This window comes from Flavobacterium gelidilacus DSM 15343, assembly GCF_000422685.1.
Classification (GTDB): Bacteria; Bacteroidota; Bacteroidia; order Flavobacteriales; family Flavobacteriaceae; genus Flavobacterium; species Flavobacterium gelidilacus.
Map to the genome: position 1 here is coordinate 101086 of NZ_KE383903.1, position 13496 is coordinate 114581.

Annotated in this window: 13 protein-coding genes; 10 read left to right on the forward strand and 3 right to left on the reverse strand. The window is 30.3% G+C overall.

The genetic code is table 11. The features are described from left to right. Positions 1-165 precede the first annotated feature (165 nt). The 7 genes from G507_RS0110220 (at position 166) to porT (ending at position 5991) form a co-directional block, all read left to right on the forward strand. Positions 166-792: a bifunctional nuclease family protein gene (locus tag G507_RS0110220; protein ID WP_026717380.1), complete on the forward strand. Its 627-nt coding sequence runs from the start codon at positions 166-168 to the stop codon at positions 790-792. A gap of 18 nt (positions 793-810) precedes the next feature. Then, positions 811-2469 (forward strand): NupC/NupG family nucleoside CNT transporter, encoded by a 1659-nt coding sequence (locus tag G507_RS0110225; RefSeq protein ID WP_026717381.1) that lies wholly within the window; start codon positions 811-813, stop codon positions 2467-2469. A 38-nt stretch (positions 2470-2507) separates the two neighbouring features. Further along, positions 2508-3332, forward strand: a complete 825-nt coding sequence (locus tag G507_RS0110230; protein WP_026717382.1) for a thymidylate synthase — start codon at positions 2508-2510, stop codon at positions 3330-3332. A gap of 10 nt (positions 3333-3342) precedes the next feature. After that, on the forward strand, positions 3343-3816 hold the full coding sequence (locus G507_RS16835) for an energy transducer TonB (RefSeq protein ID WP_051191609.1): 474 nt from the start codon (positions 3343-3345) through the stop codon (positions 3814-3816). A 2-nt stretch (positions 3817-3818) separates the two neighbouring features. Then, positions 3819-4304, forward strand: coding sequence for a dihydrofolate reductase (locus G507_RS0110240; protein ID WP_026717383.1), 486 nt, complete (start codon positions 3819-3821; stop codon positions 4302-4304). A gap of 256 nt (positions 4305-4560) precedes the next feature. Further along, the gene (gene ubiE / locus G507_RS0110245) at positions 4561-5292 is read left to right on the forward strand and encodes a bifunctional demethylmenaquinone methyltransferase/2-methoxy-6-polyprenyl-1,4-benzoquinol methylase UbiE (protein ID WP_026717384.1); all 732 of its coding nucleotides are present in this window, start codon (positions 4561-4563) and stop codon (positions 5290-5292) included. A gap of 9 nt (positions 5293-5301) precedes the next feature. After that, the gene (porT, locus tag G507_RS0110250; protein ID WP_026717385.1) at positions 5302-5991 is read left to right on the forward strand and encodes a type IX secretion/gliding motility protein PorT/SprT; all 690 of its coding nucleotides are present in this window, start codon (positions 5302-5304) and stop codon (positions 5989-5991) included. Here the strand turns inward: porT and G507_RS0110255 are convergent. Continuing rightward, positions 5988-6719, reverse strand: coding sequence for a TrmH family RNA methyltransferase (locus G507_RS0110255; protein WP_026717386.1), 732 nt, complete (start codon positions 6717-6719; stop codon positions 5988-5990). The two genes, porT and G507_RS0110255, sit on opposite strands and share 4 nt — an antisense overlap. 36 nt (positions 6720-6755) lie before the next feature. Between G507_RS0110255 and tamL the strand changes: the two genes are divergently transcribed. The 3 genes from tamL to accD are packed head-to-tail and all read left to right on the forward strand — an operon-like array spanning position 6756 to position 11322. After that, positions 6756-9305 carry a translocation and assembly module lipoprotein TamL gene (gene tamL, locus G507_RS0110260; protein ID WP_026717387.1) on the forward strand — a complete coding sequence of 850 codons (2550 nt, stop codon included), beginning with the start codon at positions 6756-6758 and terminating at the stop codon, positions 9303-9305. A gap of 46 nt (positions 9306-9351) precedes the next feature. Beyond that, complete coding sequence (fbaA, locus tag G507_RS0110265) at positions 9352-10419, forward strand: class II fructose-bisphosphate aldolase (protein WP_026717388.1); 1068 nt, start codon at positions 9352-9354, stop codon at positions 10417-10419. Between the two features lie 48 nt (positions 10420-10467). Then, complete coding sequence (accD, locus tag G507_RS0110270) at positions 10468-11322, forward strand: acetyl-CoA carboxylase, carboxyltransferase subunit beta (protein WP_026717389.1); 855 nt, start codon at positions 10468-10470, stop codon at positions 11320-11322. A 75-nt stretch (positions 11323-11397) separates the two neighbouring features. On the opposite strand, the gene G507_RS0110275 is transcribed toward accD, so the two are convergent. After that, a complete protein-coding gene (locus tag G507_RS0110275) occupies positions 11398-12036 on the reverse strand; it encodes a hypothetical protein (RefSeq protein ID WP_026717390.1) in 639 nt (212 codons plus the stop codon). Positions 12037-12086: 50 nt separating this feature from the next. After that, the gene (locus G507_RS0110280) at positions 12087-13337 is read right to left on the reverse strand and encodes an ABC transporter permease (protein WP_026717391.1); all 1251 of its coding nucleotides are present in this window, start codon (positions 13335-13337) and stop codon (positions 12087-12089) included. Between the last annotated feature and the right edge of the window lie 159 nt (positions 13338-13496).

A 13496-nucleotide genomic window follows, 5' to 3' on the forward strand; every position in this document is an offset into this window, starting at 1 on the left:
AGTAGCAAATGGCTTGGTCTTATTTTGGCTACCATTTTCCTGCTTTTCACTATATCTTTTTTTTCAAAAAAGGATGTCGTTGCAATCAGGGCTATTTAAGAAATGTATTTTCTATTTATTAATGTAAGATTTGACTTAAAAATCAACTCTTAACTTACACAAAGAATGAGCTTAGTCAAATTAACTATTAAAGGAATATCGTACAGTCAAACTCAAAATGGAGCTTATGCTTTAATTTTAAATGAGGTAGATGGCGAACGCAAATTGCCAATCGTAATTGGAGCTTTTGAAGCACAATCCATCGCAATCGCTCTCGAAAAAGAAATAAAACCACCAAGACCTTTAACACATGATTTATTTAAAAGTTTTGCTGACAGATTTGATATTGTAGTCAAACAAGTCATCATCCATAAATTAGTAGATGGTGTTTTTTATTCAAGTATCATTTGTGAAAGAGACAAAATCGAAGAAATTATTGATGCCAGAACTTCAGATGCAATTGCATTAGCCTTACGTTTTCAAGCTCCAATTTTCACATACAAAAACATACTAGATAAAGCTGGAATTTATCTAAACACAAATCCAATAGATCAAGAAATTGATGATATAGATAATGATGGTGTACTTTCAACACCTGAAACTTTTGCCAATGATGAGAAAGTTCCAAAAGCAGATAGTTATAGCCAATTTACAGTAAAAGAATTATACGACAAGCTTGAAGAGGCTGTTCAAAATGAAGATTACGAAAAAGCGGCTCGCATTCGTGATGAAATTTCAAAAAAAGAATCTTAACAAAACTAACCAAACAAAATGTTTAAAAAAATAGTTTTATTGTTAGCTGTGGTTTTCAGCTTAAATAGTTTGAATGCTCAAGAAATTGAAAAAAAATGGCAATTATCAACTTCTGAAAATGATTATTTAGAGCTTCAAAAAGGTTCTTACACACTGCAAATTGCTAACGATAGCATCAATCAAAAAGGAGATTATTTAGTGCAAGAAAATTTTATCTTTTTGTTCGAAAACGGTTCTGATTCTCCAACAAAGAGATTCGTTATCGAAGCAAAAACTGATTCAACTTTAGTCATCAAAAACAAAGGAAAAGCGTATTCATTTTTTGCATCAAACAAAAAAACACAAAAAAACGCAAATGCTCAACTCATTAAAAGTGAAGGAATGACTTTTACTAGCATTTGGAGAGGAATTTTAGGTATGTTATCGCTTTTAGGTATTGCTTATTTATTCAGTAGCAACAAAAAAGCCATCAATTGGAAAACAGTTGGTTTAGGAATTGCAGCTCAACTAATTTTAGCCATTGGCGTTTTAAAAATTCCTTTTGTAAAAGCTGGATTTGAATTTGTTGGAAATTTATTCGTTTTAGTTCTTGACTTTACAAGAGCAGGAAGTGAATTCCTTTTAGGTGGAATGATGAATATTGAAAGTTTCGGATTCATATTCTTATTTCAAGTATTACCAACAATTATATTTTTCTCTGCTTTAACTTCTTTATTGTTTTATTTAGGAATAATTCAAATCGTAGTAAAAGGTTTAGCTAAAGTATTAACCAAATTATTATCTATATCTGGTGCAGAAAGCTTATCAGTGGCTGGGAATATTTTTTTAGGTCAAACGGAAGCTCCCCTATTAATTAAGGCTTATTTAGAAAAAATGAACAAGTCAGAAATGCTTCTTGTTATGATTGGTGGAATGGCAACAGTTGCAGGTGGGGTTTTAGCCGCATACATAGGCTTCCTTGGTGGAAATGATCCCGTTTTAAGATTAGAATTTGCTAAACACTTATTAGCTGCATCTGTTATGGCTGCACCAGGAGCAATCGTAATTTCAAAAATGTTGTGCCCACAAACTGAAGAAATAAATACAAATGTTGAAGTTACTAAAGAAAAAATTGGTTCAAATGTATTAGATGCCATTTCAACAGGAACAACAGAAGGTTTAAAATTAGCAGCAAACGTTGCGGCAATGCTATTAGTTTTCATCGCATTTATTGCAATGATAAATTATACGCTTGGTTGGATTGGTGGCTGGACTGGATTAAATGAAGTAATTGCCGACAATACACCATATAAAGCTTTTTCACTTGAAACAATTTTAGGAATTATTTTTTCGCCATTAATGTGGTTAATTGGTGTAGCTAAAGAGGACATGATGTTAATGGGACAATTATTAGGTGTAAAATTAGCTGCTTCAGAATTTGTTGGATATATCCAATTAGCCGAATTAAAAAACATGGCAAGCAATATACATTTCACTTATGATAAATCAGTAATTATGGCAACATACATGTTATGTGGGTTTGCCAACTTTGCTTCCATCGGAATTCAAATTGGAGGAATAGGCTCATTAGCGCCAAATCAACGTAAAACATTATCAGAATTTGGATTAAAAGCTGTAATTGGTGGAAGTTTAGCCTCATTATTATCAGCTACGATTGCTGGAATGATTATTGGATAAACTTCTAAATTCAGAATTCTAATTTCTAAATTAAAAAAATGCAACAATACCACGACTTAGTAAAACACGTTTTAGAGCACGGAAACCAAAAAGGAGATCGAACTGGAACAGGAACAAAAAGCGTTTTTGGCTACCAAATGCGTTTTGATTTGGCTGAAGGTTTTCCAATGGTAACTACTAAAAAACTGCATTTAAAATCAATTATATATGAATTGCTTTGGTTTTTAAAAGGTGATACAAACATTGACTATTTAAAAGAAAACGGTGTTAAAATTTGGGATGATTGGGCAGATGAAAATGGAGATTTAGGTCCTGTTTATGGCTATCAATGGAGAAACTGGAATGGAGAAGAAATTGACCAAATCACAGAATTAATAGATACTTTAAAGAATAACCCAAATAGTAGAAGAATGTTAGTTTCAGCATGGAATCCTAGTGTTTTACCTGATACTTCTAAATCTTTTGCAGAAAACGTTGCTAATAACAAAGCAGCTTTACCACCTTGTCACGCATTTTTTCAGTTTTATGTAGCTGATGGAAAATTGAGTTGTCAATTATATCAAAGAAGTGCAGATATCTTTTTAGGAGTTCCTTTTAATATTGCTTCTTATGCATTGTTTACAATGATGGTTGCACAAGTTTGTGATTTACAAGTAGGTGATTTTGTGCACACTTTTGGTGATGCACACATTTACAACAATCATATGGAACAATTGGAATTACAACTTTCAAGAGAATGCAGACCATTACCAAAAATGATATTAAATCCAGAAGTTAAAAACATCTTTGATTTCACTTTTGATGACTTTACTTTAGAAGGTTATGATCCTCATCCACATATTAAAGGAGCCGTTGCTGTTTAATTTAATTATTATGAAGAAATTATTATTTATTTTTATTTTTATACCTTTTTTTGGATTTAGTCAGATTGAAGAAAAGAAGGATTCTATAGAGATTGAAGTAAAAGATATTGAAGATTTTGACAGTGATGACAAAGAATTGAAGGTAGTTTATATTGAAAATATTCCTCTTTTCCCTGGCTGTGAAGAAGTTGAAAAAAGCAATCAAATTGATTGTTTCAATAAAAAACTTTCTGAACACATTGCTAAAAATTTTAAGTACCCTAAAAAAGCAATTAGAAAAAATATTTCGGGAAGAGTATTTGTGAAATTTGTTATAAACAAACAAGGTGAGATTGAAAATATTCAAGCCAATGGACCTCACTCTCTTTTAGAAGACGAAGCTTTTAGAATTATAAAACTTCTACCAAAAATGAAGCCTGGAACACAAAGAGGTAAATCTGTTGGAGTAAGTTATGCAATTCCTATAAATTTTAATCTAAACTAATTATGCTAACACTAATCGCAGCAGCTTCAGAAAACAATGCCCTCGGAAAAGATAATGATTTAGTTTGGCATTTGCCAGATGATTTCAAACGTTTTAAAGCTTTAACTTCTGGTCATTATATAGTGATGGGAAGAAAAACATTCGAAAGTTTCCCAAAACCTTTACCAAATAGAACTCACGTAATCATTACAAGGCAAAAAGATTATGAAGTCCCAGAAGGTTGTATTGTGGTAAATAGTTTAACAAAAGCTATTGAAATCTCTCCAGAAAACGAAGAAATTTTTATAATTGGTGGTGGACAAATTTACAAGCAATCTATTGAAATAGCTGATAAAATTGAATTAACAAGAGTTCATACAACTGTTGAAGCTGATACCTATTTTCCTGAAATTGATGAAACTATTTGGGAAATCATTCAATCTGAACATCATCCAAAAGATGAAAAACATGAATATGATTTTACTTATTTAACGTTTGTTAAAAGATAGCACTTCGACAAGCTCAGTATGGTATATTATTAAACAATTGACTAATGGTAAATATAAAAATTAGTCATAAGCATTTAATTAGTAACAATTGAAACACGAAGTGTCAGTCTAAGCCTGTCAAAGATTTTTATAGAAATCTACCCAAATTTAATTTGTACAAGTTCGTGAAATTTGTATCTTTTTTATAACTTGTTTGATAGGAAATTCGTGTCTTTTTTAATTATAAATCGTACTTTTGCAGTCCAATAAAAACAAAATGGCAGAAAATATAAAACCATACAAAGATTCTGAATTAGGTAAAAAAGAGCAAGTTGCCCAAATGTTTGACAATATTTCGGGAAATTATGATGGCTTAAATCGCGTAATTTCATTTGGAATTGATGTAAAATGGCGAAAAAAAGTATTGCAATTAGTTTCCGCTAAAAACCCAAAAACAGTTTTAGATATTGCAACTGGCACTGGTGATTTAGCCATCTTAATGACTAACACTTCTGCCGAAGAAATTATTGGTTTGGATATTTCTGCCGGAATGCTAGAAGTAGGTATAAAGAAAATTGCAGAAAAAAAACTAGATTCAAAAATTCAAATGGTTTTGGGTGATAGTGAAAATATTCCTTATCCTGATAATTATTTTGATGCCATAACGGTTGCTTTTGGTGTTAGAAATTTTGAAACATTAGAAAAAGGATTATCCGAAATTCTTCGTGTCTTAAAGCCAAACGGCATTTTTGTAATTTTAGAAACTTCTGTTCCAATAAAATTCCCTTACAAACAAGGGTATGCTTTTCATTCAAAATATATTTTACCTTTGGTCGGAAAATTGTTTTCTAAAGACAAAGCTGCTTATAGTTATTTGTCAGATTCTGCTAATGAATTTCCTTTTGGTGAAGCTTTAAACAATATTTTACGAAAAATTGGGTTTATAGATGTACAGCATCTTCCTCAAACTTTTGGAGTTGCTACAATTTATCATGCATCAAAGAAGTAATTGCTAAAAATGAAAAAACTTTTTATAATCTGTTTTGCGTTATTTACGCTCTCTAGCCAGGCACAATTTGGAAAAGATCCTATAATTAATTTGGAGAATTTTCAAAAAAGCAGAGTGCATTGGGGGTTTTATCTAGGTTTTAATTTCTATGACTTTCAATTTGATTATAAATCTGTTACGAAAGATTTAGAAGTGCAAAACACTACAGGTTTCAACGTAGGTTTAATAGGTAATTTAAGACTTCACGAAAATATCGACTTGCGTTTTGAACCTGGTTTATATTATACGCAAAGAAATTTAATTTATCCTGATATTGTTGATCCAGTAGACCGTTTTAGAGAAGTCACTTCTACTTACATCCATTTTCCTGTATTGTTAAAATTTTCTTCTAAACGATTTGGAAACGTTAGACCTTATCTTGTTGGTGGTGTTTCTAGAAGTTTAAATTTGAGTAGTTATGAGGATTCACCAGATGATAATGAATCTGCTGTTTTTAGAATGAAAAAATGGACAAACAATTATGAATTAGGTTTTGGAGTAGATTTATACTTGGAATATTTCATCTTTTCACCTTCAATTAGAGGTGTTTTTAGCATGAACGATGAATTAGTTAGAGACAAAAACCCAAATAGTCAATGGACATCTAACATTGATGCTATGCGAACAAGAGGCGTTTTCTTAAACTTTGCTTTTCACTAAGAATTTCTACAGAATTCACTTAACACAACGGCTGTTGCTGTTGCTACATTTAGACTTTCTGTTTGTTGCAAGGTTCCAAAACGTGGAATAGTAATTTTATGAGTAATTAGTTTTTGAATTTCTGGACTAATTCCGTTAGATTCATTTCCTAAAACAATAATACTTGGTTGCATTAATTTTTCAGTATAAATATTTTTTCCTTCTAAAAGGGTTCCATAAACCGGAACTTTTGCAGAAAGCAATTCTTTTTTCAAATCGCAATACATCACATTTACTCTAGCAATTGATCCCATTGTAGATTGAATAACTTTTGGATTAAAAACATCAACTGTTGCTTCACTACAAATTATATTCTGAACACCAAACCAATCGGCTAATCTAATAATCGTTCCCATATTTCCCGGATCGCGAATATCATCTAAAGCTATTTGTAAGGTATTTGAATAGTCAACTTGAACTTTTTCTGGAATAATAAAAACCGCTAAACATTCGTTTGGAGTAACAAGAGCGCTAATACTTTTTAAGTCAGTTTCCGAAATGAAATTTAATTTAGTTTTTTCAACATTTGGGAATAATTCTTGTGTTGTAAATAATTCAACCAATTCATAATTGGAATTGAGTAATTCTTGAATTACTTTTACACCTTCAGCAATGAATAATTGATACAGTTTTCTGTATTTTTTTTGTTGAAGACTCTTTATTAGTTTAATTTGATTTTTACTAATCATAAAAAGAAGTATTTTTGAACCAATATATACTGAAAGTTGAAATATAATTCATCAAAAATAACACTATTAATTGTAATAACTGCAATTATATATTCTTGTTCTCCTCTAAAAAGAGTACCTGATGACGAAATGTTATTGGTAAAAAATGAAATCGTAGTTGACAATCAAAAAGTTACTAATGACAGTATTCAGGTTTTGTTGTATCAAAAACCAAATTCGAGTTTTTTTAAAATTCCAATTCGTCTTTACTTATATCATTTAAGCAAAAAAGATGCAGATTCGTCTTATGTTGCGTGGTTGAATAAAAAACCAAATAGAAAAGAGAATCTAATTAAACTTCTTTCAGAAAAACAGGTCAACCGTTTAGGAGAGTCATTTCTTGTAAAAGGCTATAGTAATTTCTTCAAAAAAATTGGCGAAACTCCAGTCATTATTGATGAAAATAAAATCGAAAAATCGAAAAAAAGATTAAACGGTTATTATAAAAACATTGGTTATTTCGACAATCAAGTAAAAGCAGAAATCGATTCCGTTGGAAAAAAACAAGGAAAAGTAGTTTATACTTTAGTAAAAAACGAGCCTTATATTATCGATTCAATCGCTTCAATTATTGAAACAAAAGTAATTGATAGCATGTATCAATCTATTAAAAAAGACTCACATTTAAAATTAAATAAAAAATATATCGTTACAGATTTTGAAAATGAAAGAAAAAGAATAACCACTCATTTTAGAAATAATGGTGCTTATTATTTTCAAGAAAACGACATTAATTATAACGTTTATCAAGATACCATTACAAAAAAATTAGCTGTAGATCTAAAAATTAACGATAGAGACATAACTGTTGATGAACAAAATTTTCAAATACCACATAAAATTTACAAAATTGAAAAAGTAAATGTCTATTTAGATAATGATGCTATCAAAAACAAATCAAAAATAACGGATAGTATTACCTATAAAAATTATACTCTTTATGGTTCTAAAAAAATAAAATACAGGCCAAAAGCAATAACAAATGCTATTTTTGTCAATAAAGGTGATTACTACAGTGATATTTCTCGTTTTCAAACGGCACGTTCATTAAGCAGCTTAAACACATTCAATTATCCAAATATTGATTATAAAGAAAACAAAGACAGTACAGCATTAGTTACAAGTATTAATTTATCTCCTGTTAAAAAATATAATTTTAATGCTAGTGGTGATTTTATCCATTCTAACATTCAAGATTTTGGAATTGCAGGAAATTTATCTGTAACCTTTAGAAATGTTTTTAGAGGTGCTGAGTTATTACAAGTTTCAACAAGAGGAAACATCGGTTCATCAAAAGATTTAGCAAATCCAAATGGAGTATTTTTTAACTTATCTGAATATGGAGCAGATGCCAAATTAACTTTTCCAAGAATATTTTTCTTGTTTCCAACTTCAAAACTGATTAGGAAAGAAATGTTACCTACAACAAATCTTTCCGTGGGTTTATTTAGACAAACTAACATTGGTTTAGATAAAGAAAATTTTTCAGGAATCATAGACTATAATTGGATCAGGAAAGTCAAGAATGTTTCTAAATTTGAGTTATTGAACCTTCAATATGTTAGAAACTTAAATATTGGCAACTACTTTACTGTGTATGGTTCATCTTATGACGATTTAAACGATATAGCTTTAGTTTATAACGAGAATATAAATTATGAGAATGAAAATGGTGATGGAAACTTATCTCCCCAAGGAGCTGTTTCTTTTATTGATGATGTAATTAATGGAAACACTTCTTTAACTTCAAATAATGATGCTTTTCAAACCGTAAGAAGTATTGGAGAAAGAAGACAACGTTTAATTGAAAATTATCTAATAGCTGCATCAAGTTTTACTTTTTCAACAACAAACAAAAGCGACATTTATGATTATAATTTTTATAATTTAAAGGTAAAATTAGAGTCAGCAGGTAATGTGCTTTCTCTTTTATCAAATGTAGTTGACCAGCCTTATAGTGATAACGGAAATAAAACCATGTTTGGTGTTGAATATGCTCAATATATCAAAGGAGATTTTGAATATATCAAACACTGGGATTTAGGAAGAAAAAGAAGTTATGCCATGAGAGGTTTTGTCGGCTTAGCCGTTCCTTACGGAAATTCTAATTCTATACCTTTTTCAAAAAGTTACTTTTCTGGAGGTTCAAATGACAATAGAGGTTGGCAACCTTATGCCCTTGGGCCAGGTTCAAGTGGTGGAATAAATGATTTTAATGAAGCTAACTTTAAAATGGCTTTTAATGCGGAATATCGTTTCCCGTTTTTTGGACAATTATATGGTGCCTTTTTTGCTGATGCCGGAAATATTTGGAATGTCTTTGACAATGTAGAAGACAAATCTTACACCTTTAACGGAATCTCTTCTTTAAAAGACATTGCACTAGGAACAGGAATAGGATTTCGCTACGATTTTAGCTTTTTTGTGTTCCGTTTAGATTTTGGGTATAAAACCTACAATCCAGGAAGAATAGAGAATGAAAGATGGTTTAGAGACCTTAACTTTAGTAAAACTGTTCTAAATTTTGGAATAAATTACCCATTCTAATTTTTAAAATACTTATTTTTGTCAAACTAATTAAAACAATAAAACTATGGCTCACAATATTAAACCTGGTGTTGCAACAGGCGACGAAGTACAAAATATTTTTAATTACGCAAAAGAAAAAGGCTTTGCTTTACCTGCGGTAAACGTTGTAAGTTCAAGTACAGTTAACGCTGTTATGGAAACTGCTGCTAAATTAAATGCCCCAGTTATTATTCAATTTTCAAATGGTGGTGCACAGTTTAATGCTGGAAAAGGGCTTTCAAATGCAACTGAAAAAGCTGCTATTTTAGGTGGAATCGCTGGAGCAAAACACGTTCATACATTAGCTGAAGCTTATGGTGCAACTGTAATTCTTCACACGGATCATTGTGCAAAAAAATTATTACCTTGGATTGATGGTTTACTAGATGCTTCTGAAAAACATTTTGCAGAAACAGGAAAACCTCTATATAGTTCTCATATGATAGATTTATCAGAAGAACCAATTGAAGAAAACATTGAAATTTGTAAAACGTACTTAGCTCGTATGAGTAAAATGGGTATGACTTTAGAAATTGAGTTAGGTATCACAGGTGGAGAAGAAGACGGTGTTGATAACTCAGATGTTGACAGCTCAAAATTATACACACAGCCAGAAGAAGTAGCTTATGCTTATGAAGAATTATTAAAAATTAGTCCTCGTTTTACTATTGCTGCAGCTTTTGGAAATGTTCATGGTGTTTACAAACCAGGAAACGTAAAGTTAACTCCAAAAATCTTGAAAAACTCTCAAGAATACATTGAAAAGAATTACAACACAGGTTCAAACCCTATTGACTTTGTTTTTCATGGTGGAAGTGGTTCTACAGTGGAAGAAATTAGAGAAGCAATTGGTTATGGTGTAATTAAAATGAATATCGATACTGATTTACAATTCGCTTACACAGAAGGTGTTCGTGATTACATGACTTCAAATATCGAATATTTAAAAACACAAATTGGAAATCCTGAAGGAAGTGATGTTCCTAACAAAAAATATTATGACCCAAGAAAATGGGTTCGTGAAAGTGAACTTACTTTTATCAAAAGATTAGAACAAGCTTTTACAGATTTAAACAACGTTAATACTTTATAGTATTTTCTCAAACTGATAACTGAACACTGACAACTGAACACTAATAATATGGCTTGGTTTAAAAGAAAAGAAAAAGGTATAACAACCGCTACAGAAGATAAAAAAGATGTCCCAAAAGGTCTATGGTACAAGTCTCCAACAGGAAAAGTTGTTGATACTGAAGAATTAGCAAAAAATCTATGGGTAAGCCCAGAAGATGATTTTCATGTAAGAATTGGAAGTAAAGAATATTTCGAAATCCTTTTTGATGAAAATACATTTAAAGAATTAGATGCAAAACTAACCTCTAAAGATCCTTTGAAATTTGAAGACACTAAGAAATATAGTGATCGTTTAAAAGAAGCTATGAAAAAAACTGAATTGAAAGATGCAGTTAGAACAGCTGTTGGAAAATCAAAAGGAAATAATGTTGTAGTTTGTTGTATGGATTTTGCCTTTATTGGAGGTTCAATGGGTGCAGTTGTTGGAGAAAAAATTGCTCGTGGAATTGACTATTCAATTAAACACAAACTACCATTTGTAATGATATCAAAATCTGGTGGTGCACGTATGATGGAAGCTGCTTATTCGTTAATGCAATTGGCAAAAACTTCTGTAAAATTAGCACAACTAGCCGATAAAAAAATACCATATATTTCTTTATGTACTGATCCAACAACTGGTGGAACAACAGCTTCATATGCAATGTTGGGAGACATTAATATTGGTGAACCTGGAGCATTAATTGGCTTTGCTGGACCAAGAATAGTAAAAGATACTACTGGAAAAGATTTGCCGGATGGTTTCCAAACTTCTGAATTTTTATTAGAACACGGTTTCTTAGATTTTATAGTTCATAGAAAAGAATTGAAAAATAAAATCAACTTATATATTGATTTAATATTAAATCAAGAAATTAGATAAATAAAAAATCCCATTCTTAATCTGAATGGGATTTTTTTATGCTTACTATCTACCTTTTTTTAATAATATTAAGACCTAAAGTTCTTGTTCATGTATCCATTTTTTTGTTGGCTCAACCCATTCTTTATAAGGTTTGTATAAAAAACCATGACCCAATTTTTTATCGATTTTTATTTGCTCAAATTTTGTGGTGAAATTCGATTTGTTTTTCCAATAATCATAATTCTTACCAGCTATAGTATCGGAATCATCATAAAAACATAAAACTTGTCCATGAAATTTCCAATCGTTGTGTTCTTCTTGATAATCATTATTACCAGCTAAGAAAACATAATTTATAGGATTAATATTTATACTTGAAATATTACTCGCTATAATTGCACCTTTAGAAGCTCCAATTATAGTTATGTTATTTGATTTAATTCCTAATTTAATTAAACTGTCTATTTCTTTGGAAACTTTATTGGCATATTGTAAATAATCAACATCTTCGGTTCTAACTTCAGCAATTATTACTGAATTTGTGTCTTTTAGAGCTTCAACTATTTTGTCAAATTCATATTTACCAAATTCTTCACTAACTGCATTTTTACCTTGAATTTCGATTATCCTTCCATGTAAATAATAAATGTATTTTTTGTCATTCTGTACCTTTGAATTGCATCCGAATAAAAGACTAATCAACGACAATATTAACAATGATATTATTTTCATTTCTGACAGTGTTACTTTAAATTATTAGTACACAATTATTGTTTTTTAAACTACATTCCTGTTCGAATAGCTTCCACAGGATCTAATTTTGAAGCAGTTATAGCAGGAATAATTCCAGAAAGCAATCCAATAAAAGCCGCTAAACCAGTTCCTAACAGCATATTTGAGGCACTCAAGACAAATTCAAAATCCAAAGCACTTGATAAAATCAGAGCAATTATCCAAACTAAAAACATTCCGATTAATCCACCAATAACAGATAAAATAATGGCTTCAAATAAAAATTGAAACAAAATAAACCTATTTTTTGCTCCTAATGCTTTCTGAATTCCTATTAAATTAGTTCTCTCTTTTACGGAAACAAACATAATATTGGCAATTCCAAAACCTCCAACTAACAATGAAAATAAACTTATAACCCATCCTATCATATTCATTTGCCCAATTATATTGTCAATAAAATCGGTAAATCCTGATAAAACATTCATGAAAAAATTATCAATTTCTCCTGGTTTAATGGCGCGCATAGTTCTTAATTTCTGACTAACATCTGCTTTAAATTCTTCAATATCTATTCCTTTTTCTGGTTTAATTAAAATAGCTGGAGTTAGCGTTTGATTATTATCTCCATACATTCTCCTTAAAAAGTTTACTGGTAAAAACACAGCTACATCATTACTATCACCAAAAATACCTTGTCCTTGCTTTTTCAAAACACCAATTACATTTAATTTTTGACCATATAATCTAATTTCCTTTCCTAATGGATTCCTATTTCCAAACAATCCCTCTGCAACTTCACTTCCAATAACAATTACTGCTGAACCTGAATTTGATTCTGATTCATTAAACAATCTACCACTATCAATTTTAAAGGATTCAATATCAAAAAACTCGTTGGTTGAGGGTTTAACTCTAATAGAATTTACTGTTTTATCTTCAAATTTTATGTTTTCATTTCTAGTAAACATATTAAAAGACATTTTATCAACTCCATTTACAGAACGTTTTAAAGTTTCAAATTCTTCGTAAGTAACATTTGGAAATTGTTCTCTTTTCCAACGAGGAACTTCAGAAGGTCCAAACGAAAACCTCATTAGATAGATCGTATTCATATCCATGTCACTCAAATCTTCCTTAATTTTTTTATCCATAGAATCTACTGCTGCCAAAACTGCAATAATAGAAAAAATACCAATCGTTACACCCAATAATGACAAAAGGGTACGAAGTTTATTGTTTCGTAAAGCGTTTAAAGCAAACTGCAAACTTTCTCCAAGTAATCGTAAGTATAAAATCATAATCTTGTTTGAATACTTATAAGTAGAATTAAATTAGATTTTGTTACATAAAAAAACAAAAAAACACTTATAAATATTCTTGAATCTTTTGTTAACAATACCTACTTTTGCAAGACTAAACATCACTAAGTCTGAAATTTATTCAGATATAACAAACAA